The following is a 26,546-nucleotide window of genomic DNA, read 5'->3' on the forward strand; positions in this document are numbered from 1 at the left end:
ATCTCACCAAATCCGAAGAAGCGCTGGCACGGTTATCCCCCGCGCTTAGAAAAACGCTGCTTTTACTTGGGTGTGGAAAAGTATTCGACCTTTACTGGTTGCCGAGTTCGCGCGTCCTATCCGGCCGGTTGAGCTCTTCAACATTGACATCCTTGAACGTCACGATCCGCGCACCTCGAATAAAACGCGAGGCCCGGTAGATATCCCACACCCACGCGTCCGTCAACGTCACCTCAAAAAACACGTCGCCAGCCGAGGAGGCGCGCACTTTCACGTCCACGTCATTAGCCAAATAGAAACGCCGCTCCGTTTCCACTACGAATCTAAACCGGCTGGCCACCTCACGGTATTCGCGATACAGGGCAAGCTCCTGATTACTTTCGTATTCTTCCAGTTCGCTCATGCGCGCCCTTCCGTTCCGTTGGTCAGCCCTGGTAGTTTCCACGACGTCCGATGTTGCGGACTAGCCCCCAGCGTTTGCAAGCCCTCAATGTGCCGCGGCGAGGAATATCCTTTGTTATGTTCCCAATCGTAACCCGGGTAGTGCCCGGCAAGCTCGACCATCCGCCTGTCGCGTGCCACCTTCGCCAGCACGGAAGCCGCAGCCACCACGGCACAGGTCGCATCCGCTTTCGTCTGCACGTGCACCGGCAACGCCGGAAGCTGCGGGCCCAGCGGCAGTTCGTGGCTCGTCCACCAGTCATGCGATCCGTCAAGAAGCACGCCCGCAATCGGATAGTCCGCAAGCTGCGCCAGCGCGTCCGCGGCCGCCAACCTCAACGCTCCAATAATCCCAAATTCGTTCACAGCCTCCGGTTGGCCATGCCCCACAGCGGCAGCATCAGCCCAAGTCACGACGTCGTCGACGATAGCTTCCCGCGCCGCGGCACTCATCAATTTGGAATCTCGCAACCCTGCCGGGAACTGATCCGACGTCGTCTTTGATACGAGTACGATGCCAACGCTCGCCGGGCCGGCGAGGGCTCCCCTGCCCACTTCGTCAACACCGGCAAGATAAACCGGGCCGCTCACATGCTGCGCGGCTAAGGAAAGTAGCTCTTTTTCAAGAACGCGATCAGGCTCGATCATGGAGCAGGATCAGGCACGTTTTCGAACACGTGAGTGGCAGACGGAATCGTGCCGAACCGATCGAACGGATAGACAGTCAACCACGCCCGCCCTTCAATGTTCGCAATAGGCACGAACCCAAAACCGGTGGCTTGGTGATGGAAACGAGCATCCTTCGATCGCGGGCGGTTATCCCCCAACACCCACACGTGCCCGGCAGGAACAGTCACATCAAACGTGCTGTGCGAGGCAGACACGCCCGGCTTCAAATAGCTCTCCCGAATCGGCTGCCCGTTCACGGTCAGCAGCCCTTCGTCAGTGCAGCATGCCACGTGGTCTCCAGGCATACCAATGATTCGTTTCACCAAATGATCGCCCACATTTTGCGGTACGAGCCCGATCGCCTCACCAATATTGATCAGCGCCTCTTGGAGCGCGTTACGTTCCGGCTCTGGAACATCATCCAGCCACGATCCCGGATCCACGAACACGACGACGTCGCCCCGATTCAGATCGCCCTCACCATCGGCGAGCTTGTTCACCAAAATACGATCACCAGGAATCAGCGTGTCTTCCATCGACTCAGACGGAATAGCAAACGCTTGCGCAAAAAACGTTTTAATGATGACCGACAGCAACAGTGCCGCGGCGATCACCATACCGAACTCGAGAAAACCAGAGAAGAACTTCGACGAGTTGGTCTCAGCACTTGCTTCCTGTTCGACCGGCTCAGGCTCCACAGCAGGATTAGCTGCACGCGGATTTTCTGGCGGGTACGACGGCGGCATCGCTTGGCCATAGTTATCCTGCCCGTCCATCGCACCTTCCTTTCGCGCTGAGACCTCTAGCCTACGGCATTAACCGGCCTGATCGGTGATGTGATCAATTGTGTTGGCCACGTAAGCGAAAGGCGCCCCGAAGGGCGCCCCGCTAAGAAAACTCTTAGTTTTCGCGCTTTTCGCGGATCTTCGCAGCCTTACCGTGGCGATCGCGCAAGTAGTAGAGCTTAGCGCGGCGCACGCGACCACGAGTGACAACCTCAATGGAATCCACGTTCGGCGAATGCAGCGGGAACGTACGCTCCACACCAACACCGAACGACGACTTACGCACCGTGAACGTAGCGTTCACAGAGTTGCCGCCGCGGCGGTTAATCACGACGCCCTGGAACACCTGAATACGGCTCCGGGTACCTTCAACGACTTTCACGTTGACCTTGACCGTATCGCCCGCACGGAAATCCGGGCGTTCCACGAGGGAGGCTTCATTGATCTTGTCGAGAATATTCATGTTCGTTCTCTTCTCACTCTGCACGCAGGTCAGAATGCTTTCCGGGCAGTGCCCGTCCGTTGTGATGTTCTTGCTGACGAGGTCGATCCCCTGCGGCGGATCCGATCCTCCATGTGCAAGCCCTATTATTTTGGCATATTGGCGCGGATCGCCAAAGTCACATCCTTGTTGATCTGATCACCAACTAAGAATTCGCGTTCGCCGACCACGGCGAATCCGGCACGCTTATACGCCCGGATCGCCCGCTTGTTTCCGGCGTTGGTGCCGAGCCACACGTAGGGTTCCGGCCCATCGGATGCCCGCCGGATCGCGGCGATTGTTTCGCCCATGAGCAAGTCAAATAGGCCGGTTCCTCGCCATGCCGGTTCGATATACATTTTCGACAGGTAGGCCAGTGGGCCGTTTCGTGGCACATCGAGCACGACGTCGACAGGGGCGTCCGGTTCCACCTCCCCTGGCCGCGGGATGATCGACAGGGAATATCCGCCAATGTCACGGCCATCTCGGGCAACGAGCACGATATGGTTCGGATCGGCAATATAGTGCGCGAAATGTTTTTCGGTGAGGTTCTGATCGATGAAGGCCTGGATATCTTCGGTTTTCATTTCTGGTGGGCAGGCGTGCGGGAATAACCGGCCGGCGAGCTCGGCCACTGCGGTGGCTTCCTCCGGGCTTGCCTCTTCAACGACGACGTTGACCAGCTCATCACCCTGAACCAGCCAGCCAAGCTCGGCAAGTTTTGCCCGGTCCTTCTTGTCGAGCTGCTCGGCGTGCAAAGCTGCGATCATGTCCGGACGCCGCTGTGCGGTCCGCTCGAGCGCCTGGTCTCGCCGCCAGCGGGCAACCTTGCCGTGATCGCCCGAGGTGAGAACTTCCGGCACCTGCAGCCCGCGGAAGTCTGTGGGCCTCGTATAGATCGGGTATTCAAGCAAGCCCTGCTCCCCGTGCGACTCCTCGCGCAGCGAATCGGGATTACCCACCATGCCTGGCACAAGCCTAGCCACCGCTTCGACCAGCGCAATCGCCGCTACTTCGCCACCGTTGAGCACGAAGTCGCCCAGCGAATATTCGAAGACTTCCACGCCCTGCCCGCGGTAGTAATCCGCGACGCGCGCGTCGATCCCTTCGTAGCGTCCGCACGCAATAATGAGGTGATCCGTATCGGCGAGCTGCCAGCAGTCCGCTTGCGTCAATGGCTCTCCGGCCGGGGTCGGGATTGCGAGCACCACCTTCGACTGTTGTTGGTCACTACCTGGGGTTTCGCCGTCAGCCGCGCGTGCGACGTCGTCGATCGCCTTTGCCCACACGTCCGGCTTCATGACCATGCCGGCCCCGCCGCCAAACGGGGCGTCGTCAACGGTCCGGTGCACGTCGCTCGTCCAATCACGCAAGTCGTGTGCCTGCACCGCGATCAGCCCCCGCTCGCGTGCCTTACCCACAAGAGAAAGATCGAGCACCGAGAAAAACTCCGGGAAAACCGAAATGATGTCAAACCTCATGAACGCCGCTCCTTAATCTCACCGGTCTCTTCCGAGACCACGAGGTCCTCGGGCGAGAACAGGCCGGGCGGCGCGTCGATGACCACGCAGTTATCCTCAAGGTCAACCTCGGTAACAATCTCTTTCACGAAGGGCACGCGGGTAATAATCCCATCCGGCTCGCGCACGACCAGCAGGTCATGCCCCGGCATGTATTCCAACCCCACAACAATGCCCAGCTCGTAACCCTCCGGGTCGAGCGCCTCCAAGCCTTTCAGCTCGTGGGCAAACCAGGCGTCGTCTTCCACCTCGTCCTCATCCGATTCAATGACGAGCTTCGTGCCCCGCAAGGCCTCCGCGCCGCTGCGGTCCGGGTACTCCTCGAACGTGACGAACACTTGCCCCTTATATTCGCGCCGCTTCGCAACAGTCACAGGTCCCATCTCCGCAGGGTCGGTTTCCAGCATTGCCCCAAGGGCGAGGCGCTCCTCTACGGCGTCGGTACGCACATCCAGCTTGACCTCGCCTTTCAGGCCTTGCGGGCGCCCGATAATAGCCACCGTGAGTTGCATGCCACTCCCCTCATTCGCATGTTCGTACCAGATCTATTGTGCCGACATCACAGGCTAACACTCAAAAGCGCCCGCATGCCGGCGGGCAACAAGAAAGCCCGCCAGTTGGCGGGCTCCCTTGAGAGTTTTGGGTTATCGATCGGTCTCGATCACGTCAACGCGAACGGGACCGTCCGTCGATAGCGCGCTCATGACAGAACGCAACGCCTTGGCCGTGCGACCATTACGGCCGATCACGCGCCCAAGATCCTCAGGATTAACCCGGATCTCGAGCAGTTCGCCGCGGCGGTTTTCACGGGCGGTCACCTCGACGTCGTCGGGATTGTCCACGATTCCGCGGACGAGGTGTTCCAAGGCTTCACTCAGCATTAGGCTTCCTCCGCCTCGCTAGCCGGAGCTTCCTCAGCAGGAACATCCTCGCCGGCTTCCTCAGCTGCTGCGGCCTCGGCCTCAGCCTTGGCTGCCGCCTCAGCTTCCGCGCGCTCCTGTGCCTTAGCGGCACGGCGCTTTTCGGCGTCGTCCTGAACAGCCTGGACGGCCTCTTCGCGAGCCTTTTCCTTATCCACAACCTCGGGCGTACGCAGGGTGGATTCACCCTCAAGGCCCTTGGCTGCCTGCCAGTCGCCAGTGATCTTCAACTGTGCGAGCACCGGTTCGGACGGCTGTGCGCCAACCGAAATCCAGTAGCGGGCACGCTCAGAGTTGATGTCGATAACCGACGGATCGGTATTCGGGTTGTAGTATCCGATCTCCTCGATCACCCGGCCGTCACGCTTCTTCTTCTGGTCCACGACGACGACCCGGTAGTGCGGTTCCCGGATCTTACCCATGCGCTTCAAACGAATTCTGACTGCCACTTTAGCGGTCTCTCCTATTTTCTTCTTCAATGGGCGCCGATCGTAGCGTGGGAAATCATGCGCATGATCGCCAGCCCGTGACTAAGACTGACCGAGAAGAGAGGGGTCTCGGAAAGCCTGAGTACAGTGGTTAATCATGCCAGATTTCAGCGCCAAATGGCAGCGGGAGTAACCAAAACCGCGGTGGTAGTGGTCACGAATCCTGACAACTGTGGAGATATCTACATCACCATTCTTCTCGCCCACTCCTCAGCAGCGGCACAATAGAGGCATGTCTAGCACATCCGGTCAGTCCGCTCAGTCCACCCAATCCGCACCAAACCTGACCCCATACGCCTGGTTCGCGATCGGCGTCGCTATCGTCACGATTGGCCTCAAAGCCGGGGCTTATTACGTTACCGGTTCGGTGTCGTTGCTGTCGGACGCGATGGAATCCGTGGTCAACCTCGTGGCCGCGGTCATCGCGCTCGTCGCTTTAATTCTCGCCGCAAAGCCGGCGTCGTCCCGTTACACCTACGGGCGTTCGAAGGCCGAGTACTTCTCTGCGGCAGTCGAAGGCGCAATGATTTTCGGTGCGGCTGCGCTGATCATTTTCGCGTCGGTGCAGCGTCTGCTCAAGCCACAAGGGGTCACTGAACTTGGTATTGGTCTTGCGATCTCGCTGGTTGCGGCCCTCATCAACGGTGGGGCCGGTATCTTTCTTCTGCGCGCTGGCCGCAAGCACAGGTCAATCACGCTGCAAGCCGACGGCAAGCACCTCCTGACTGACCTGTATACGTCTGCCGGCGTGATCTGCGGGCTCGCACTCGTATCCGTGACCGGCTGGTACCAGCTTGATCCGATCATCGCAATCCTCGTTGCAATCAACATTCTGCGCACCGGCGTCCAACTGCTACGCGAGGCTCTCGCCGGGCTCCTCGACGTCACGCTTCCCGACGCCGACAACCAGGTTATCGTCAACATTCTGCGCGAGCGCACCGAAGAGGGCAAAGTAACCTTCCACGGCCTGCGCACCCGCCAAGCAGGCCGCCAGCGTTTCATTAGCTTCCACCTGCAGGTTCCTGGCCACTGGAGCGTCACGCAAGGCCACGACTTCGCGCACGTCATCGAAGAAGAAATCACCGCGAAGCTGCCCGATTCCTCTGTTGAGATTCACGTGGAGCCCATCGAAGACGCAAGTTCGTACGAGGACATTCCCGAAGGCTACATTCCAATCACTGACGACGAGCCCGAACCGGGCGCCTAACTACCGCTCCCAGGAGCTTCTAGCTGATGGCATGCCCACCAATGAATACGGCAGCAGGCGTGCGTACGGTGGCAATATTCTCTTCGGGATCGTCTAGATAGACGACGACGTCGGCAGGGGCACCTTCGGCCCAGAAAGGCAGCCCGAGCCGGCGCTTGCCATCATAGGAGGCCGCTGCCATGACGACGTCGGCAGGCATCCCATCCTCGACGGCGCAGATCAGCTCATCGGTTAGGTTAGTTTCGCCGACGTCTTCTGCCGAATCTGAGCCCATGAGGAAATGCGTGCCAGTATCAACCATGAGCGCGAGGTGTTCGCGCCGCTGGGCGTCCATTGCTAACATGCGCTGTTGGTACGCCGGATATTTCGTGGCACTGGCCGCGAACTCTGGGAAGCGGCGAATCTGGCGAACAGTGGGAGTGATGAGGATGCCGCGGGCTGCAGCCTCCAACAGGTGATCGCGGGTCATGCCGGTGCCGTGTTCGATTCCGTCGACGCCGGCTTCCAGCAGATCATCAATAGTCTCGCGGGCGAAAGCGTGTACTGTGACTTTGCCGCCAGCCTCGTGTACCGCGGCCACCGCATCTTTCAAAGCGGCACGCGGCCATAGCGGCGTCATGTCCCCGACCTCGCGGTCGATCCAATCGCCAACCACTTTGATCCACCCGCCGGATACCGCTAATTGGCGTAGCGCCTCAGCCGGCAGGTCCGCCGGCTCCGTCTCCGTGGCCAAATAACGTTCGTAACGCCGATACCGGGCGATGTGTTGCCCGCAGTGAATGACCCTCGGCAGCCCCGGTTCCCAGGCCACATTCGGATCGTGCTGACCACCCGAATCGCGCACATCACTCACTCCGATGCGCGCCAAAATCTCCAAACGACGCCGGATTTCCGAAGTTTCCAACGCCTCTGGGCTACGGCGTAGCCCCGGATGAGTGTGTACGTCAAGCAGACCGGGATACGCGTAGCCAGATACTTCGCGTACCGCGCGCGAGCCCGCGCTGTCAACATCCGGCCGAGTAAAGCTCAAACGCCCATCGACGATCCACGCTTCCGAGCGGTCAGTACCCCGTAAAGTGCCCGTCAGGTGAACGATCATCGCGCGCCGCCGATCTCTTGCCTACTTGAGGAACTTCGCCAACTCGTCGAAATCGACGTCGGGTTGCGCGGTCTGCGCGCCCGGACCGAACGCCGAGCCCTTCTGCCTGGCTTCACGTTCGCGCTGTGCTGCCAATTCCTGCTGACGACGCTTGGCCGGATTACCAGAGCGGCCCTTCTTCGTGCCCGAACGGTTCTTCTTCCGCTTAGGCTGACGCTTGGTGTAACCGCCCCGGCCGCCGCCCATTCCAGGGATACCAGGAATGCCGGGCACGCCGCCGCCACGGCTCATCGCCGTCATCATCTTTTTCGCTTGTTCGAAGCGATCCACCAGCTGGTTGACCTCGGTCACCGTGGTTCCCGAGCCGTTTGCAATACGCAGGCGGCGCGAGCCGTTAAGAATCTTCGTGTCGGCACGTTCAGCCGGAGTCATCGACTTGACGATCGCCTCTTGCCGATCCACTTCACGTTCATCAAAGTTTTCGAGCGCCTCCCGGAACTGCCCCATCCCGGGCAGCATCCCCATGAGCTTCTTCATCGAACCCATCTTGCGCAGCTGGTTGAGCTGGTCGAGGAAGTCATCAAGCGTGAAATCCCCGCCAACCATTTTGGTAGCGAGATCCTCGGCCTGCTCGGCCGACCACGTCTTTTCCGCCTGCTCAATCAAGGTGAGCAGATCGCCCATGTCGAGGATGCGCGACGCCATCCGGTCCGGGTGGAAGCGTTCAAAGGCGTCCAGCTTTTCACCGGTTGAGGCAAAGAGAACCGGCTGACCCGTCACGCCACGCACGGACAGCGCGGCACCACCGCGCGCGTCGCCGTCGAGCTTTGAGAGCACGACTCCGGTGAAGCCCACGCCGTCACGGAATGCCACCGACGTGTTAACCGCGTCCTGGCCAACCATCGCGTCGAGCACGAACAAGATTTCGTCGGGGTTAACGGCGTCGCGAATATTGCGCGCCTGCTCCATCATCTCTTCGTCGACACCGAGCCGCCCCGCGGTATCGACGACGACGACGTCGTACGTATTCTCTTTCGCGTACTGGATTGACGAGCGTGCCACCTCAACAGGATCGCCGACGCCGTTGCCCGGCTCGGGTGCCCACACGGCCACCCCTGCCTGTTCGCCCACAACCTGCAACTGTTGCACGGCGTTCGGACGCTGCAAATCGGAGGCCACTAACAGCGGACGGTGACCGTTCTCCCGTAGCCAAAGGCCAAGCTTACCTGCCAGCGTGGTCTTACCCGCACCCTGCAAGCCAGCCAACATGATGACAGTTGGTGGCTTGGCAGCCCAATTCAGCTCGCGGCTCTCCCCACCGAGGACCTCTATGAGTTCGTCGTTGACGATCTTGACAACCTGCTGAGCCGGATTCAGCGCCTGAGATTTGACCGCACCAACGGCCTTTTCCCGCACCGACGCCGTGAACTGACGGACGACCGGCAGTGCGACGTCGGCGTCCAACAACGCACGGCGGATGTCACTGATAACCGCCTCGACGTCCTTTTCAGACAGCCGCCCCGCTTTCCGCAGGTTTCGTAGCGAACCGGTAATCCGATCTGACAGGGAATTAAACATCAACAACCTCGACTGGGAATGAAACTGGCGTTAAGTCTACGCTAAGCCAGCAACGAATCCACAAAACCTTCCGGATCGAAAGGCGCAAAATCATCGGCGCCCTCACCAAGGCCAACAAACTTCACTGGCACGCCCAGTGCGCGCTGAACCGAAATCACGATTCCGCCCTTCGCGGTGCCATCCAGTTTCGTCAACACAATTCCGGTGATACCAGCGACCTCGGCGAAAACTTCAGCCTGGCGCATGCCATTTTGGCCCGTCGTCGCGTCCAACACGAGCAGAACTTCCCGAATCGGCGCGCTACGCTCCATGACCCTCTTAATCTTGCCCAGCTCATCCATGAGCCCCGCCTTGTTTTGCAGGCGGCCAGCAGTATCAACAATGACGACGTCGACGCCCTTTTCACGCCCGACCTTCACCGTGTCGAACGCAACGGATGCCGGATCGGCACCTTCCCGATCTGAACGCACAACCTCGACGCCAACGCGCTCACCCCACGTGGCAAGTTGATCTGCCGCCGCCGCACGGAACGTGTCGGCCGCGCCAAGCAAGACTGTCTTATCTTCAGCAACCAACAGGCGAGCCAGCTTACCCACGGTGGTCGTCTTACCCGCACCGTTCACGCCCACCATGAGGATCGTAGCCGGATGGGCCTGGCCGTCGTCACCAATACCTGGTTCTACGTTCAGCGTGCGGTCCATGCTCGGATCAACAAGCTTGATCAGTTCCTCGCGCAGTATCTGGCGCACCTCAGCCGGATCAGACGTGCCACGCACTTTGATTTCCGTGCGCAGCTTGTCCATAAGTTCAGTTGTTGCTTCTAGGCCGACGTCGGCCATGAGCAGGGTCTCTTCGAGCTCTTCCCAATCGGCCTCAGAAAGATCGCCGCGCGACAGGATCGACAGCAGTGCCTTGCCGAGCTTTCCACCGGAGGCCAGCCGCCCGCGCAGACGTTCCATACGGGAGACCACGGGCTCTGGACGCTCCAGCACACTCGGTGCGGCATCCACCGGCGCAGCTTCTTCCGGGGCGATCTCAGCAGGTGTTTCGGCTGGCTGCACCTCACTGCTAGCAGGCTCATCCGGAACTAGTTCCTCACCACCGGTAAGTTCCTCGCGCTTTTCCCACGGTAGTTCTTGCGTAGTGCTACGACGATGGCGGGCTACCAGGCCAACACCAAGAGCGGCGATGGCGAGCAGGCCAAGAATAAGAATAAGAATTTGAGTTGTATCCACGTGTCTAGTGTCCCTTACTTGCGCGGCTTTGCCAACGTCTGCGTGGTCTTGTTGACAGCTCTGTGCCCGACGCGTTTCACACCATCAACCACGCGCACTGCGCCTGTACGCAACAGGTCAAGCGCCCGCGTCACGGCCGCCTCAGTGGAATCAGCAATCCGCGTCGGCACATTCGAACGCGTCACATTGACCAGACGATTCTCGATACCTTCAGGAGAATAGTACGGATCGCCGTCGTCGTGATCAAACGTGGTAAACAGATCGTCAAGCTGCGTGTCTTTCACGTGCACCGAGAAATTATCCCGGTCTAGCTCATTCGAACGCCAAGCCTCCACGGATTCTTCCACCCACTTAAACCCCTCGGCGGCTCGATCCTCGTTTCTTTTGTACAACCGAACGCCACCGGCAATCGTGGCGCCGGCGGCAACAACAAGCAAGATAGTTGAGAACACACTTCTTTTCTATCTGAAAACGCGCCGAGATTCGGCTATCACGCGCCATGTTTTGCTAAGAGGTGAGATATTTCCCAGCCCGCGATATCCGCGCGGTCACCACTTTTTGCGCGAACGCTACGTTGCGAGATCCTTGACCCGCTGTGATATGACAGTGGTCACGCCATCTTCGCGCATGGCCACGCCGTAGAGCGCGTCGGCGATTTCCATCGTGCGCTTCTGGTGCGTGATGATCAGCAGCTGCGAATTGTCCTGTAGTTCCTCAAAAAGTCCGAGTAGGCGCGAGAGGTTCGTATCATCAAGAGCAGCCTCGACCTCGTCCATCACATAGAACGGCGAGGGGCGCGCCTTGAAAATCGCCACAAGGAAGGCAATCGCCGTCAAGGATCGTTCACCACCAGACAGCAGCGACAGCCGCTTGACCCGCTTTCCGGGCGGACGAGCCTCAATATCGACGCCGGTGGTCAGAACGTCATCCGGATCCGTGAGCGTCAACTTGCCCTTGCCACCCGGGAAAAGACGCGCGAACGTGCTCTCGAACTCACGTGCCACGTCCGCGAGCGCGCTCGTCATCACTTCTTCTACTCGTTCGTCGATCTCTTTAACGATTCCGAGCAGATCGGCACGCGAACGGCGCAGATCCTCCAACTGCTCAGTGAGGTAGCGTTGGCGTTCTTCGAGCGCAGCGTGTTCTTCAAGTGCAAGCGGGTTGATCTTGCCGAGCCGTGATAGGTCACGCTCGGCTTTCGCGAGCCGCTTTTCTTGTTCGGCGCGCACAAACGGGATATCCGGTTTCGGTTCTTTACCTTCCTCAACTGGCTGTTTGATCGGAAGGTGCGGGCCGAATTCTGCCACGAGAACTTCGGCCGACATTCCCAGATCGGAGATCGCTCGCTCTGCCAGCTGGTCATACTTGAGCCGTTGTTCGGCGAGCGCCAACTCTTGCCGGTGCGCCACATCCCCCAGCTCGCGGTCTTCCGCTTGCAGTCGTTCGAAATAGCGGCGCGCTGCTGATAGCTCTGTTTCCCTCGTAGAGCGTTGAGCTTCGGCCTCGTGCCGTTCGCTCGTGACAGCTGCCAGTAATTCTTGTGTGGCTGCGAGCGCGGCGTGTGCATCTGCTGCAACCCTGTCGGCAATCTGCGCCGCGTCGGCTCTACGCGCGGCCTGCCGTTCTTCTTGCGCAATCCGGGCTTCTACCGCTTTCGCCTGGTTTTCGAGAGCATCTGACTTTCCCGACGACGCCCGCAGCCGCTCCTCGCGTGTGCGCAACTTCAGGCGCGCTTCTGTTTCGTCAGACCTGGCCGCCACCGTGGCCTTATGTGCGCTGGTCTGTTCGGTGGCCAGCTGCGAAGCCCGAGCTGCGAGGTCTTCCGGTTCGGCGTCGAGCTGGTCTTGCTGTTCACGCAAGGTGTCCAATTCTGTGGAGCGTGCTGTGAGGTCTGCGTCGATATGATCAGCGCGCTGAGAGTTACGCTCGACTTCCTGATGGGCTGCCGCGACTGATTGGCGGAGCACGCCCAGCTGCGCCGTCACTGCAGCCAACTGTGAATCGCGCGCCGAAAGTTCTGCTGCCAGACTGTTAAATTCTTGCTCTGCTACCTCGGCGCGAGCACGCGCGTTGTCGAGGTCGATCTCGTATTCCTCCACCTGCTGCTGTGCCTTTTCCTGCTGGGTGCGGGCGTCATCGTAAGCGGCCTGCCGAGACAGAATCGCAGCTGCCTGGACCTCGCCACCCCATGCATGTGAGGGTGTCAGAACGTCTCCGGCCATCGTGGCCACCGCGGGAGCCCCCGCATCAAGCAATTGTTGAGCCGCCGCCAAGTCGATGCACAGCACCGTGCCCGCCACGAGCGCGCGCAGGGCATCCGCCGTCGTCGATTCACCTGTAATAACGTCCGTGGCCAGCCGCGCCTGGTCGGCTGCCAAACCGCAGACGTTCAGCGCTTCGCTTGCTTTCGCTTCGCGGGAGGTTGCCGGATCACTCGCAGTGTGCGCGTCCGCGACAAGCAATTCTAGATGCCCAGCACCCACCTGACGAGCCGCACGTAACGCGTCCACTGCCGCGCCCACATCCTTAACGATCGCACCTTCAGCAACGCCGGCCAGCGCCGCCTCAGCCGCGGCCTCCCAGCCCGCCGAGATCTTCACGGCGTCGCGCACCAAACCCTGCACGCCCGCCCGGTGTTCACCAACCAGCCACGCCGTCGCATCCTGCGGTTCCAACGACAGCTCGAGCGTATCGGCCTTCGTACGCCACTCAACCACTGCCGCCTGCGCCTCAACGAGCGCCTGCCGGGCGTGTTCCACCGCGTCGCGTGCCTCCTGCTGGCTGCGCGCCGCCTCCTCATGAGAGATCGACAGCGAATCGTCGCCATCGGCGTGTGCCACTGCCTGCTGCTCGAGCTCGATCACCTGAGTTTCAGCCTGTGCCGCCCGCTCTTCGGCTCCAGCCACGGCCGCGAGTACTCGCTCCCGCTCTGCGGTCAGCGCCTCAATACGAGAGGTTGCCGTGGCAATCTTTCCCGACAGGCGCGCCGCGGTCTCCCGCCTATCCGCGAGCGTACGATTGATCCCAGCGAGCTGCTCGGTCAGCTCAGCTTCTCGAGCCTCCGCACGTTCCCGCTGAGCAATGACGGCGTGTAGGGCGTCCTCGGCGTCGCGAACTTCCTTCGCGAGCGCCTCTTCTTCGAGTCGAGCTTGTTGGGCGCGCTGCCTGATCGACTCCGGCGATTCACCCCGATGTGTATTCGGTGCGGCCTGCGTCAGTGAACGCTGGCGTTCCATTGCCAACTGGCCGAGGCTGCGGAAGCGCTCCACGAGCGAACTCAGCCGTTGCCAATCCTCGGTGAGCGCCGCGATATGCGGGCTTGCCGCGTCCGCCTCCGCCTGGAGCCGGGCAACCTCCGCCCGCGCCTCAGCGAGCTTGTGTGCCAGCTGCTCGCGTTGCGCCGCAAACTTTTCCTCGTCAACCGCCTGTGCCTGCAAGCGTGCCTGTGCCTGTGCAACGTCATCAGCCAGGATGCGCGCCCGAGCATCAAACACCTCAGCCTGAATCACCTGAGCACGCCGCGCAGTCGCCGCCTGGCGAGCAAGCGGGCCAAGCTGGCGGCGCAGCTCCGCAGCTAAGTCTTCAATACGGGTGAGATTGCCCTGCATCGATTCGAGTTTGCGCAAAGCCTTCTCTTTACGACGCCGGTGCTTGAGCACCCCGGCAGCTTCCTCAATAAACCCGCGCCGATCCTCAGGCGTTGCCGTGAGCACCTCATCGAGCTTGCCCTGCCCGATAATGACGTGCATTTCTTTACCCATGCCCGAATCGGACAGCAGCTCTTGGATATCGAGCAGGCGGCAGGCCGTGCCATTGATCGCATACTCGGAACCGCCCGTGCGAAACAGCGTGCGGGAAATGGTGACCTCGGAGTAGTCGATCGGCAGCGCACCATCCGAATTGTCGATGGTCAGCGTCACCTCGGCTCGGCCCAGCGCGGGCCGCTTGGCGGTTCCGGCGAAAATCACGTCCGCCATCGCACCGCCACGCAGGTTCTTCGCACCCTGCTCACCCATCACCCACGCAAGAGCATCAACCACATTGGATTTTCCAGAGCCGTTCGGCCCCACAACACAGTTGATCCCCGGTTCGAAATGCAGGGTGGTGGCAGTCGCAAACGACTTAAAGCCACGCAGGGTCAGAGTTTTCAGGTGCACGCAGCTAGTTTAGCCACAAAAGCGCACTACTCGGAGAACCAGACGCCGATCTCGTGGGCTGCCGACTCCTCGCCGTCGGACGAATGAATAAGGTTACGGATCTGCCCGTCTCCCCAGTCGCGGCCCAGATCGCCGCGGATCGTGCCCGGCGCCGCACTCGTGGGATCAGTGGCACCCGACAGGGAGCGCACACCCTCAATCACCCGGTTACCCTCAACCACGGCGGCCACGATCGGCCCCGACTTCATGTATTCGGCCATGCCCGGATAAAACGGCTTCGCTGTGTGTTCGTGATAGTGGCTGGCCAGCTGCTCGTCGGTGGCGGTCAGCATCCGCATGCGCGTGATGCGATAGCCCTTGGATTCGATTCGCCGCAGGATTTCCCCGACGAGGCCGCGCTGCACGCCGTCGGGCTTAACCAGAATAAGTGTCTGTTGTGCCATGGTGCCATCCTACTATTCGCCCGCATGTGTTCTTGCCGTTCCCGGGGTACCGGTTGCCTTCCCGGGGTACCGAATCCGGCGATTTGTCTACCCCAGGAACGCAACGTGTACCCCCGGAACTGAATGCACTGAACCCCGCAAACGCGACGTCCCTAGGCTAGGGTTCGTCCACGCTTGGCCGGCCCATCACCGCGCGCGCTTCGGCAGCAAGAATCACCGAGCCCATGACGATCACCGACGGGGTGGTCACCTCCTCCGGATCCACCGATTCAGCCACATCCGCCGCATACACGATCGCCGAATCCAAATGCGGCTCCACGGCCACCCGATCCTCGCCAAACACCGACCGCGCCAGCTGCGCGACCTCGTCAATCGGCATCGCTCGCTCAGAATGCAGCTCGGTCACCACCACGGAATGAACGTTCGGCTCGAGCACGGAAAGCATGCCCTCTACGTCCTTGTCCGCCATCGCCGCGAACACGAGTACGCGAGTGCCGGGGAAAGACTCGTCGAGGGCCTCCACTGTTGCTTGCACGCCGGCGGGATTATGCGCGGCGTCGGCGATCACGAGCGGAGAGTTCTTGATCACTTCCATGCGTCCGGGCGAATTCGTTGCCATGAGGGCGTGTTCGACGACGTCGCCACTCCACGCACCCCCACCAAACAGGGCTTCTACGGCCGCGAGCGCAATCGCCGCATTTTCGGCCTGGTATTTGCCGTACATGGCAAGCGGAACGTCCTCGTACACTGCCGACGGCGTGCGCACGGTCAGCATCTGGCCGCCAACGGCTGGCTCGCGCTCAAGCACCTCGAGGTGCTTCCCGTACTGCACGTGTGTTGCCCGGTTCTTCGCCACCGCCTGTTTAACGAGCTCGCTCACGTCGGGCGTTTGAGGCGCACTGATAAGCGTGGCGCCCGGTTTGAGGATGCCCAGCTTTTCGCGGGCGATATCGGTCAGCTGCGCGCCGAGCCACTTTTCGTGGTCACGTGCCACGGTCATGAGGACGGCGACATCGGCGTCGATCACGTTCGTCGCATCCCACAGGCCGCCCATGCCAACTTCCACTACGGCCACGTCAACCGGCGCATCCGCGAACGCTGCGAAGGCCATGACGGTGAACACTTCAAAGAAGCTCATCTGCGGCCCGCCGTTCGCTGCCGACTGCGCATCAACCATCTCAACGAACGGAGCCACGTCCTGCCACGCCTGGATGAAACCTTCGCGAGAAATCGCCTGCCCGTCAATCGAGATCCGCTCGCGCACCGAGTTCAGGTGCGGAGAGGTGAACCGGCCGGTGCGTATGCCGCGCTCGCGCAGCAGCGCCTCGATCATTCTGGCCGTCGAGGTCTTCCCGTTCGTGCCCGTGATGTGAATCGCACGGTACTGGTGTTGCGGGTTGCCCATCATGTCCAAGCAGTCAACAACGCGCTGCGTGGACGGCTGCACCTTGTGCTCGGGAGCCCGCGTCAAAATCTGCGCGTAGATCTCGGCCACCTGCTCGTCGAGCTTGGCAGTTTCAGCCAGCTCCGCTGTGGGATCACCGGCGCTCGCGGCGGAAGGCGAGGCCTCGGCGTCGTCTTCGGCCAAAAGGTCGTCGATGACGCTCGGATCAGGCCCGGCCACGAGCGGGGAGCGCAACAGCGCCTCAAGTGCTCGTTGCGTCTGTTCTTCCTCCGCAGTGAGCTCGGGCTCCTCGCCGCCCAGCTCGTCGTCGCTCAACTCAGGCTCGTCTGGTCGCTGGTTCACGCAAGCTTCTCCACGGTTGCTTCGATCTTGCTCGCTCCGCCCGACACGGAGGTCTCCAATGCCAGGGTTTCGGCTGCGATCATGTCAATATTCGCTTCGACGGCCGCCACGTGCTCGTCGGGCACGCGCAGCGTCAAGCGGATGCGGTCGGCAACGTGCAGGTCGTCAGCCTTGCGCTGATCCTGTACCGCGCGCACGACGTCGCGAGCATAACCTTCGGCCTCGAGCTCGGCATCCAGAACGGTGTCAAGCACGACGAACGCCCCGGAACTGAGCACGTCGGCAACCTGCCCCTCGTCGGCCTCGACCGCCGTCGTCGCCTCAAACTGTCCGTCCTTGAGCACGATTTCCGGTTCGATCAACATGCGCACTCCGCCGTCGACCTTCTCCCACTTGCCCTCACGCGCTGCCTTGAACAGTGCGGACGTGTGCCGGCGCACCTCAGGCTCCAACTCGCGCGGCAGCACGGCAAGTTCGTGGCGCACCTCCAAGCCGGACTCCTCGGCCGTCTGGATACGCACCTCCTTAACGTTCACCTCAGAAGCGATCAGATCAGCGAACTTACCCAGATCCAGGTTCGTCACGACAGTCAGCGACCGCAGCGGCTGACGCACGCGCAACTGGTTCGCCTTACGCAGCGAATGAGCATGCGAGACGACGTCGCGCACCTCGTCCATCTGCTCCACAAGTTCGGTATCGACGACGTCGTTCGGCCAGATCGGCCAATCCGTCAAATGAACCGAACGCCCGCCCGTCAGGCCGCGCCAAATTTCCTCCGCAACCATCGGCAGCAACGTGGCAGTGACCCGCATGAGCGTTTCCAGTGCGGTGTACAGCGTGTCGAACGCGCGATGATCCTCGTCCCAGAAACGGTCGCGCGAGGTACGCACGTACCAGTTCGTCAACAGGTCAATGTGGTCGCGGATGTCCTTCGCTGCCGCTGGAATGTCGAGGCCGTCAAGGTGCTCGCGTACAGAATCTGCCAGCAGTTTCGTCCGCGACAGCAGGTAGCGGTCCATGACGTCGAGGCCAGCCAGCACGTCGGCGTCGGCGACGTCGATCGGCTTGGCCACGTAACCCTTCCCGCCATTACACGTGCCGGCATAGAGCGCGAAGAAGTACCACGTGTTCCACAGCGGCAAGATCACGTGCCGCATCGCCTCGCGGATACCTTCCTCGTTGACCACGAGGTTGCCGCCGCGCAAAACCGGCGAACTCATGAGCATCCAGCGCACCGCGTCCGAACCGTAGACGTCATACATCTCCATCGGATCCGGATAGTTGCGCAGCGACTTGGAGGCCTTCCGCCCGTCGTTGCCCAGCACAATACCGTGCGAAATACAGGACGTGAACGCCGGCTTATCGAAAATCGCGGTCGACAGCACGTGCATGACGTAAAACCACCCGCGGGTCTGGCCGATGTACTCCACGATAAAGTCGCCCGGGAAGTGCGACTCGAACCACTCCTGGTTATCAAACGGGTAGTGCTTCTGCGCGAACGGCATCGAGCCCGAATCGAACCAGACGTCCAAGATGTCGTCAATCCTGCGCATCGTCGACTTACCCGTCGGATCATCCGGATTCGGGCGGGTCAGCTCGTCGACGAACGGCCGGTGCAAATCCGGCTCGCCCTGACGGTTACGCGGCAGGCGCCCGAAGTCCTTCTCGATCTCAGCGAAAGATCCATACACGTCAACACGCGGATATTCCGGGTTATCCGACTTCCACACCGGGATCGGCGTACCCCAGTAGCGGTTACGCGAAATCGACCAGTCGCGAGCACCTGCCAGCCAGTTACCGAAAATACCGTCCTTAATGTGCTCCGGCTGCCACGTGATCTGTTGGTTAAGCTCAACCATCCGATCCTTAAACTTCGTCACAGCCACAAACCACGAGGTGACCGGCTTGTAGATAAGCGGCTTGCGGCAACGCCAGCAATGCGGATAGGAATGCACGTACGACTGCTCGCGCACGAGCACCGCCCGCACCTCGGGCGCGATCCGCTCCTGTGAGCCCGTGCCATCGCGGAGATCGTTGATGATCGGCCGGTTCGCCTCGAACACGTTCTGGCCCACGTAGTCGGTGGTATTCGCCATGAACTTACCGGCCGCGTCCACCGTTTCCACAACCTCAATACCCGCCTCGGCGAGCACGAACATATCCTCTTCACCATAGGGCGCGATATGCACCAGGCCCGTGCCGTCTTCCACCGACACGTAGTCTGCCGTGTGGATCGTCCACGCATTCGGCCCCGGCTTCGCCTCTTCCCGGCTGAAATAGTCAAAAATCGGATTGTAGCGCTTACCCTGTAAGTCACTGCCCTTATATTCAGCGACGACGCGCGGGTCCTCCCCCAGCTCCTTCTCATACGAGCCCACCAGGGCCTTCGCCAGCAGAACTTTCTCGCCAGCCAGCGGACCGTCGTCGGGAACAACCGTCACATAATCCACGTCCGGGCCCACCGCGATCGCGAGGTTCGCCGGAAGCGTCCACGGCGTCGTCGTCCAAATCAGCGCCAACTCGCCAGACTCCAAACGCAAGCCCACCGTCACCGTCGTATCCTGACGATCCTGGTAGACGTCGTCGTCCATCTTCAACTCGTGATTCGACAGCGGAGTCTGATCATTCCAACAGTACGGGAGCACGCGATACCCCTCGTACACCAGGCCCTTGTCCCACAGCTGCTTAAAGCCCCAGATCACCGACTCCATGTACGTGGGCTCCAACGTGGAATAGCCGTTGCGGAAATCCACCCAGCGCGCCTGCCGATTAACGTACTCTTCCCACTCGTTGACGTATTTGAACACTCCGGCACGGCAAGCATCGTTGAACTTCTCGATGCCCATCTCGTCGATCTCAGACTTATCCTCGATGCCCAGCATGCGCTCCGCCTCGAGCTCCGCCGGCAGACCGTGGGTGTCCCAACCAAACACGCGCTCGACCTTCTTGCCGCGCTGCGTCTGATAGCGTGCGACGACGTCCTTCACGTAACCCGTCAGAAGATGCCCGTAATGCGGTAGACCGTTAGCGAACGGCGGACCATCATAGAAGACGAACTCCTCGCCCTCACGCTGATCAACCGATGCCTCAAACGTGGAGTCAGCTTCCCAGTAGGCCAAAATGTCTTTTTCAAGCTCGGGGAAATTCGGGGACGCCACCACGTCCTGCTCGCGATGCAATTGATATTTAGCCTGGTCAGCCATCCGTACCTCTCCTCTGAAGTACGAGGCTGCCCGCCCCGCACTCCTCCAGTTCGTGAAGTGTCTAGGCGAGGGCGACTTATGCCGCGGTACCACCTCGCTTGCCGACAACGCCTGCTTAGCCACTGTGCTGTTGCCAAGCTCGCCGTTTCGGCCGCTTATTGGGGACGATCACGAGTCCATCCGCCCGGTTCTACTGAGCTGGCCGCCTTCTGCTGCACTCAGCGGTGCTAGCCTTGCCGTTCTTCCGGAAGCTCCCCGGTGATTGCCGGATCATAGCCAGCGATCAGTCTAGCCCAGCCAACCGCGTTTGCTGTAACCGTGCGCTCAATCTCACGTGAGCCAAGGATCGGCGGCCTCCCGGCGTCGTTCTACAGCCTCCCGGCGTCGTTTCTGCTTGTATAGCAGTTTTGACGAACTCAACGGCGTCAAACAGCGTCGTTTCTGCTTATATAGCAATTCTGCCGGACTCGACGCCGCCAAACCTCCCCGTTTCTGCTTATATAGCAATTCTGCCGGACTCGACGCCGCCCAGCGGGCCCCACTTAAAGCCTTATCAGGCTGTGATGGTCGGAAGACCAGCTAGCCAGCTCATGTCACATCGCGGCCGACCCCGCCACCCCCGCTTACGAAAGAACTCGGCAACCCACGCCACGAGTTTATGCGGCTTCCACATGTACTCCCCTGGGACGCGCACGACCGCCCATCCTTCGTGATCCATCCGAGCGTACCGGGCGATATCTTTGACTGATTGGTCCTTGTTGCCAAAGTGGCCGTAGCCTTCATACTCGATAAGGATCTGGTACTGTCTGTTCCCCATGTCGGCACGCCCGATGAACTCATGTAGAGAATCGGAACTGTACACTTCGATTTGTGTTTCTAAAGTTGGTAATCCCGCAGATTCCAAGATAAAACGCGTAGCCGACTCACGCCGCGAACCGGAATCGTCAACGGATTTCGCGAACAGTTCTCTCAGGCGTTGAGAGTTCATTATGCTTCGTCTGTCGATGTCGGTGAGAGGGATCTGTTTGCGTTGGATTTCGTCGAAGACAATGACGATGTCTCCGTCAGACAGTGTCGTGTCTGTGAGGGCGTCGCCGAGGGCTGCGATCCCGCCGCTGTGTTCCCGCTCGCCCGGATGCCACACCATATTGTTGACGCGCACCTGTTGAGGAGATGCCACATGAAGTGGAAGTATCGGGCCGACGTCGATGCCGCGAAGCTGTAAAGCGCTGAGCCCTGTAATGACCAATTGTGGGTATGCGTCAAGCGCAGCACTTGCGACGACCCGGGTTGAGAGCGTGACGTCAGAACTCACATAGGTGTCTTTGAAGACCCGCGTGAACCTGTGCCCAGCCATGTGCGGCAAGAATTCACGCATGTTGTTGATCTGGCGGCGACGATAGAATCCCATGCGAGCATCTTCTAATATTTCGTATTCGAGCTCACAGGCGTTACGGTGATCTGTGGAAGACGCCGTCGTTTGGAGGCTTGTGGATAAGCAAAAGACGGATCACGACGCCGCCAAACCCTCTCGTTTCTGCTTATATAGCAGTTTTGGCGAACTCAAGGGCCCCGAACCTCCCCGTTTCTGCTACTACAGCAAAAACGCGAGTGCGCACCTAACGCCGGCGGGTGAAGCGCCCGAGAATCCGCCGCGCGTAGCGTTTCGCCTCGTCGTATTCGGGCATGTTGAAGGCTTTCATGAGGAGGAAGAATCCGGCGACGATCACGACGCCGATCACCACGATTGCGCCAAACGATGCGGGAACGCTCGAGGCAAGGAGATCGGTGCCGACCGCACGCACAAGCACAAGGCCGATACCCGCCATGATCGCGCCGATCGCGATGAGTTTTACGTGGGTGGCGATCAGATCCCGAGTGTCGAGTGAGCCGAGCCTGCGACGTAGCACATAGAAGGTGAGTGCTGCCGATAGCAGGTTGGTCACTGACATGACGACGCCGATACCCGCAACGGTCCACCGCGGATCCAGCTGGCCTGCTATGAGGAAACCGGCCATGCCCAAAAATTGGAAGGGCAGACCGATGAAGAAGACGGTGCGAGTTTCCTCCATTGCGTAAAACACTTTGTCGAGTACGCTGACAATGCCGATGCCGATGAGGCCGAATGACATCGTGGTCAGAACGCGGGCGAGTGCGGCGACCTCATTCGGCTCGGCAACAGGCCCGAGCAGTCGCATGATGGGCAGTGCGAGAGCAACGATCCCGGCGGTGGCCAGAACGTTGAACATGCTGACCACTTTGAGTGTTGTGGAGATTTGAGCTTTGAGCCGGACGATGTTCCGATCCACCACAGATTTGGTGAACAGTGTGAACATCGCGGTGGTGATCGACACGGTGATGAGTGAGGTGGGTAGTGAGTAGATCGAGTAGGCGGTACTGTAGGCGAAATTTCCTGCCACGTCGGTTGTTTCCAGGCCCATGGCTAGTCCCCTAGCGGTGGCTCCGGCGGCCATGTTTGATTCGATCATTCCGGAGACCATGCCGACGAGCATGGTCGCCAGCGCCCACAGCGACACGCGCCCGGCTCGCCCGAGTCCGGATCCGCGCCAGTGGAAGTCGGGTTTGAAACGAATACCGGCTCGGTACATGGGGATGATCAACACGAGTGCTTGTGCGGCAATGCCAAGGGTGGACACGCCGGCGAGCATGATTGCCCGATCACCCATCCACTCGGCTGCGGACGATACTGCGGTGGGGTCTTCCCGCCCGTAGATGCCGAGCATGGCGACGAGGCCGATGATCGCCACGACGTTGTTGAGGGCTGGCGCCCACATGTACGGCCCGAAGTTTTCCCGTGCGTTGAGGATCTGCCCGAAGATTGTGTACATGCCGTAGAAGAACACTTGTGGCAGGCACCAGTAGGCGAACAGTACGGTGAGGTGGTACCACTCGGGGCTCATCGTGGCGGCGTAGAATTTCACGATGATGGGTGCAGCGGCGACGACGACGAGCGTGATCGCCCCCAGTAGCGTGATCGACATGGTGAGCAACTTGTTGATGAAGGACTGCCCTTCGTCTTCGGAGTTCTTCATCGCTCGCACAATCGCGGGCACGAGGACTGCGTTAACGAGTCCACCTGCGATGATCATGTAGAGCAGGTTGGGGATTTTGTTGGCGATGTCGAAGGCGTCGGACACCGGACCGGTCAGACCTACGACGGCTCCCATGAGTAACGGTGAGCGTACGAGTCCGAGCACGCGGGATGTGAATGTGCCAAGTGCCATCGTCAGCGACGATTTGCCAACTGAGGTTCGTTTTTCTGGCTTCGTTTCCCCAGCTGCACCACCCTCACCGGCTTTGCCAGCCGCACCAGCTTCCCCGTCCGTACCAGCTTCGCCGTCCGCACCAGCTTTGCCGTCCGCATCCGGATCTGCACCAGTAGCAGCTGCTACCCCGCCGGCCTCTTGTACTCCTCCGGGTTGAGGTACACCAGCGACGTCGGGGCTTCGTACCCAGTCGGCTTCGGCAAACAGATCATCGATCTGCGTTTTAATCCGCGTACTAACATCACGGGTTTTGCCGTGGCGTGGCCGGTAGCTGCTTTCTTCGTGCATGCGGCCATCGTAGTTCATATTGTGTACAGATCGGTTCACCACATAGGCGCCTAGGTTGACTACGCTCGCCATGTGGGTCGGGTAGCATGTCGGCTATGACTTTGACGTTCCGCACTCTCTCACCCGAAGAGTTTTCGCAGTTTACCGAGACTTCCGAGCTCCGGCGTTTCCAAACCCAATCCGTTGAGTTCTTCCGCGCTTACCAGAATCTTGGGCGTGAGGTGGAACTTGTAGGGCTTGTCGATGATGACGGTGACGTGTTCACGTGTCACGGCGTGGCACTCGTGCTGTTTACACCGTGGCGTAAGGTGTTTCAGGTCGCGCGTATTCCGTTCGGTCCAATTCTAGACTGGTGCGACGACGCCGTCGCGCGCGCTTTCCTCACCGGTCTAGTCGCTCATCTTAAGAAGCATAGTAGGGTCATTAGTCTTACGTTCAATCCGATTTTGGCGCGGAATTTTTATGACGTTGGCTCGCGAGTTCCGACGTCATCGAACGAGGTGGCTGACAGCTTCGAAAGAATAATGGTTGAATTGGGAGCGCGCCGGGAAGAGAAAGAGTTCTATGAAGATCCTGCGGTGAGTGTGCGTTTCATCTACACAAAGAATATTTCTGGGCTGACTTTTGACGAGGCGCTTCCGACGCTCGCGAAAGGGCTACGGCGTCGTTTCCGGCACGAAGGCCGCTACGGCGTGGAAACCGTAATGGAAGGCCCGGACAAGTGGGAGGTATTTGAACGCCTGCACGAGCTCACTGTGGCACGAACAGGAATGACGGCCTATTCACAGCGGATGCATGAGTCGTATCGGGAGTTTTTGCGTCAGTTCGGTGAAGAAAACGCCGCTTTGGGAATCGCGTATTTGCGTCCGGGCCACTACATCGAGCAGCTGAGTGCTGAGCGTGCTCAATTGGAAAAACGGCAAGAAGAGCTACTTACTCGCAAGGCTACAAAGAATCGGGATCGGGAGCTCGGTGAGATTGCTCAGCGCTTCGCACACATTGACACGCAACTGGAGGCAGCCCGTAGCACGCTCGCGGAGTATGGCGAGGAGATCCCGATCAATTGTGCCGTAGGTTTTTACGTGGACCATGAATTGGTGCTCATGATCGGAGCGATGGACAAGCGTTTCCAGGACTACCTACGCGACTATCCGGTGGAGCGCGCATTCTTCAAAGAGGCATGCGACCGCGGCATGGATATTTACAACACGTTCGGGATCTCCGGAATTTGGGATAGTTCAGCGCCGGACGCACCCGTCTTGCAGTTCAAGGAGTTGTTGAACGGTAACGTCGAAGAGTTTGTGGGCACCTATCATTTGGCAGTCCGCCCACGGCTGGCGGCTCTCGCCGGTTGCCGTTAAGTAAGCGCCTGATCACCTGGTTCGTGCCCGGCCGGCTCGCGCCCCGATTTTGCCGACGCCGTACACCACGTACCCACCCGCGAGGAAGGCCAGCGCGAGGATGGCCACCCAGCGTAAGAAATCAGATGCGGAAGGGTCAAGGAACGGGTAGGGCGGCGCGTATCCTCCGCTCGTGGAAAACCAGATGTAGTAGCCGAGGTAGACGACGATAGGCACGAGCCACGTGAGCGGCACCCACGGGCGCAGGCGGTGTTGGTTGGTTCGGCACACAAGCCAGTCTCCCACCACGAGCACGGGGATGATGATGTGCGAGACTTTCGACGGCCAAATTTCTGCTGGGCCGAGGAGCGCATTGAAAATGATACCCACCATTGCGGCAAGTAGCACGATGAAACCTCGGATTTCTGCGGGAAAGTCCGCCACCTTGCGCACGCCATTGAGCAGTGCCCGAATGGCCCACGCCGCGTAGTACACGAAAACAAGAAGCGCCGTGCACTGAGTGAGGAATGCAAAGTTCGACACGAAATTCCAGTCGTGGAACACGCTCAGCGAATAGTAGGTGTACCAGCCAGAAAAGCCAGCAATTGCCACCCGGTATGCCCAGATGAAGAGCGCCCACAAATTTCGCCCGGCTTGTTGTGCGTTCGGTGCCATTTCCCGTCTCCTTCGTTCCTAGCTACGTTATCGTAATCTACGCCGACGACGTTCGACGCCCCGCGCCACAACCGCCGCACCCAAGTGTCGCCTCAGTCTCTCGCGCGGGTACACAACGCCTGCGCCTGCACATCACCGGTTGCTGTGTGCGAAAATGGGCACATGCTTGGTTTTCTTGGAATTGGAAACATGAACAGTGCGATCGCGCGCGGAGTGTTGCGCGGGGGCGTGGATCCTGACCGCGTGGTGGTCACGGATGTCGACGCCGACTTCGGCAAGGAGCGCGCCAACGAGCTTGGTGTGCGATTCGTCGCGGGCAACAAGGCCTTCGCCGAGTCGGTTGACGACGGCGGGATCATCGTCGTCGGGGTGAAGCCCCATCAGATCGCACCGGTGCTCAACGAAATCTCTGGGGCGTGCGCGGGCAAGACTGTCGTGTCTATCGCCGCTGGAGTCCCGCTTTCCACCCTCGAGGACGCGCTACCGGAGGGCACGGCCGCTGTTCGAGTGATGCCAAACGTCAACGCGCAGATCGGCGCGGGCATGAGCGCTCTATGTGCAAACTCGGCCACGAGCTCCGAACAGCTGGCCGCCGTACGAGAGGTGTTCGATGCCGTCGGGCTCACCACCGTACTCGCGGAAAAGGACATGGCGGCTTTCTCCGCTATCGCGAGCGCCTCGCCCGCGTGGACGTACACGTATATCGACGCCCTGGCACGCGGGGCCCTCGCCGAGGGAATTACGCTTCCCGAGGCGCGCCGGATTGCCGCGCAGGCCGTGTTGGGCAGCGCGCAGCTCGTGCTCGATTCGCTGGGCACGCACACGCCGGCTGAGCTGCGTGATCAGGTGACCTCCCCGGGCGGCACCACGATCGCAGGGCTCATCGCGATGGAGGACGCCGGTTTCACGCCTGCCGTGGTAGCCGGGGTCAAGGCGGCGGTTGCGCGCGACCACGAGGTCGCAAACTCCTGACCTTCCGCGAA

Annotated in this window: 22 protein-coding genes; 3 read left to right on the forward strand and 19 right to left on the reverse strand. The window is 60.3% G+C overall.

Annotation, left to right across the window (positions count from 1 at the left end; genetic code table 11):
* Positions 1-91 precede the first annotated feature (91 nt).
* The 8 genes from EL234_RS01860 to rpsP all read right to left on the reverse strand — a co-directional run bounded on the left by EL234_RS01860 (position 92) and on the right by rpsP (position 5,265).
* Positions 92-403, reverse strand: coding sequence for a DUF2469 family protein (locus EL234_RS01860; protein ID WP_126415872.1), 312 nt, complete (start codon positions 401-403; stop codon positions 92-94).
* Entirely contained in the window at positions 400-1,089 is a 690-nt protein-coding gene (locus tag EL234_RS01865; RefSeq protein WP_126415873.1) for a ribonuclease HII, read from the reverse strand. The genes EL234_RS01860 and EL234_RS01865 overlap by 4 nt, the downstream gene beginning before the upstream one ends.
* Entirely contained in the window at positions 1,086-1,886 is an 801-nt protein-coding gene (lepB, locus tag EL234_RS01870; RefSeq protein ID WP_126415874.1) for a signal peptidase I, read from the reverse strand. The genes EL234_RS01865 and lepB overlap by 4 nt, the downstream gene beginning before the upstream one ends.
* Positions 1,887-2,010: 124 nt before the next feature.
* On the reverse strand, positions 2,011-2,358 hold the full coding sequence (gene rplS / locus EL234_RS01875; protein ID WP_126415875.1) for a 50S ribosomal protein L19: 348 nt from the start codon (positions 2,356-2,358) through the stop codon (positions 2,011-2,013).
* A gap of 125 nt (positions 2,359-2,483) precedes the next feature.
* On the reverse strand, positions 2,484-3,857 hold the full coding sequence (gene trmD, locus EL234_RS01880) for a tRNA (guanosine(37)-N1)-methyltransferase TrmD (RefSeq protein ID WP_126415876.1): 1,374 nt from the start codon (positions 3,855-3,857) through the stop codon (positions 2,484-2,486).
* Positions 3,854-4,408, reverse strand: coding sequence for a ribosome maturation factor RimM (rimM, locus tag EL234_RS01885; RefSeq protein WP_126415877.1), 555 nt, complete (start codon positions 4,406-4,408; stop codon positions 3,854-3,856). Before rimM ends, trmD begins: the two co-directional genes overlap by 4 nt.
* A 132-nt stretch (positions 4,409-4,540) precedes the next feature.
* Positions 4,541-4,777 (reverse strand): RNA-binding protein, encoded by a 237-nt coding sequence (locus EL234_RS01890; protein WP_126415878.1) that lies wholly within the window; start codon positions 4,775-4,777, stop codon positions 4,541-4,543.
* The gene (rpsP, locus tag EL234_RS01895; RefSeq protein ID WP_126415879.1) at positions 4,777-5,265 is read right to left on the reverse strand and encodes a 30S ribosomal protein S16; all 489 of its coding nucleotides are present in this window, start codon (positions 5,263-5,265) and stop codon (positions 4,777-4,779) included. The genes EL234_RS01890 and rpsP overlap by 1 nt, the downstream gene beginning before the upstream one ends.
* Positions 5,266-5,536: 271 nt before the next feature.
* Between rpsP and EL234_RS01900 the strand changes: the two genes are divergently transcribed.
* Complete coding sequence (locus EL234_RS01900) at positions 5,537-6,511, forward strand: cation diffusion facilitator family transporter (RefSeq protein ID WP_126415880.1); 975 nt, start codon at positions 5,537-5,539, stop codon at positions 6,509-6,511.
* A 19-nt stretch (positions 6,512-6,530) separates the two neighbouring features.
* On the opposite strand, the gene EL234_RS01905 is transcribed toward EL234_RS01900, so the two are convergent.
* From EL234_RS01905 to murJ, 10 genes are all read right to left on the reverse strand, one after another.
* Positions 6,531-7,610 (reverse strand): amidohydrolase family protein, encoded by a 1,080-nt coding sequence (locus EL234_RS01905; protein ID WP_126415881.1) that lies wholly within the window; start codon positions 7,608-7,610, stop codon positions 6,531-6,533.
* A 21-nt stretch (positions 7,611-7,631) separates the two neighbouring features.
* Positions 7,632-9,188, reverse strand: a complete 1,557-nt coding sequence (gene ffh, locus EL234_RS01910; protein WP_126415882.1) for a signal recognition particle protein — start codon at positions 9,186-9,188, stop codon at positions 7,632-7,634.
* Positions 9,189-9,229: 41 nt separating this feature from the next.
* Positions 9,230-10,423 (reverse strand): signal recognition particle-docking protein FtsY, encoded by a 1,194-nt coding sequence (gene ftsY, locus EL234_RS01915; RefSeq protein WP_126415883.1) that lies wholly within the window; start codon positions 10,421-10,423, stop codon positions 9,230-9,232.
* Positions 10,424-10,437: 14 nt separating this feature from the next.
* Positions 10,438-10,875 carry a hypothetical protein gene (locus EL234_RS01920; RefSeq protein WP_126415884.1) on the reverse strand — a complete coding sequence of 146 codons (438 nt, stop codon included), beginning with the start codon at positions 10,873-10,875 and terminating at the stop codon, positions 10,438-10,440.
* A gap of 117 nt (positions 10,876-10,992) precedes the next feature.
* Entirely contained in the window at positions 10,993-14,580 is a 3,588-nt protein-coding gene (gene smc / locus EL234_RS01925) for a chromosome segregation protein SMC (RefSeq protein ID WP_126415885.1), read from the reverse strand.
* Between the two features lie 26 nt (positions 14,581-14,606).
* A complete protein-coding gene (ndk, locus tag EL234_RS01930) occupies positions 14,607-15,023 on the reverse strand; it encodes a nucleoside-diphosphate kinase (RefSeq protein ID WP_126415886.1) in 417 nt (138 codons plus the stop codon).
* Between the two features lie 157 nt (positions 15,024-15,180).
* The gene (locus tag EL234_RS01935) at positions 15,181-16,770 is read right to left on the reverse strand and encodes a bifunctional folylpolyglutamate synthase/dihydrofolate synthase (protein WP_241969058.1); all 1,590 of its coding nucleotides are present in this window, start codon (positions 16,768-16,770) and stop codon (positions 15,181-15,183) included.
* Entirely contained in the window at positions 16,767-19,973 is a 3,207-nt protein-coding gene (gene ileS, locus EL234_RS01940; RefSeq protein ID WP_126415887.1) for an isoleucine--tRNA ligase, read from the reverse strand. Before ileS ends, EL234_RS01935 begins: the two co-directional genes overlap by 4 nt.
* Before the next feature lie 553 nt (positions 19,974-20,526).
* Positions 20,527-21,384, reverse strand: a complete 858-nt coding sequence (locus EL234_RS01945; RefSeq protein WP_126415888.1) for a hypothetical protein — start codon at positions 21,382-21,384, stop codon at positions 20,527-20,529.
* A gap of 208 nt (positions 21,385-21,592) precedes the next feature.
* Positions 21,593-23,548: a murein biosynthesis integral membrane protein MurJ gene (gene murJ, locus EL234_RS01950; RefSeq protein WP_126415889.1), complete on the reverse strand. Its 1,956-nt coding sequence runs from the start codon at positions 23,546-23,548 to the stop codon at positions 21,593-21,595.
* Between the two features lie 95 nt (positions 23,549-23,643).
* Here murJ and EL234_RS01955 point away from each other — a divergent pair, with 95 nt between their 5' ends.
* A complete protein-coding gene (locus EL234_RS01955) occupies positions 23,644-24,909 on the forward strand; it encodes a peptidoglycan bridge formation glycyltransferase FemA/FemB family protein (RefSeq protein ID WP_126415890.1) in 1,266 nt (421 codons plus the stop codon).
* Between the two features lie 12 nt (positions 24,910-24,921).
* Here EL234_RS01955 and EL234_RS01960 read toward each other — a convergent pair whose 3' ends face one another.
* Positions 24,922-25,563, reverse strand: coding sequence for a hypothetical protein (locus EL234_RS01960; RefSeq protein ID WP_126415891.1), 642 nt, complete (start codon positions 25,561-25,563; stop codon positions 24,922-24,924).
* A gap of 162 nt (positions 25,564-25,725) precedes the next feature.
* Between EL234_RS01960 and proC the strand changes: the two genes are divergently transcribed.
* Entirely contained in the window at positions 25,726-26,535 is an 810-nt protein-coding gene (proC, locus tag EL234_RS01965) for a pyrroline-5-carboxylate reductase (RefSeq protein WP_126415892.1), read from the forward strand.
* The last annotated feature ends 11 nt before the right edge of the window (positions 26,536-26,546 follow it).

The organism is Trueperella bialowiezensis (assembly GCF_900637955.1).
Taxonomy (GTDB): Bacteria; Actinomycetota; Actinomycetes; order Actinomycetales; family Actinomycetaceae; genus Trueperella; species Trueperella bialowiezensis.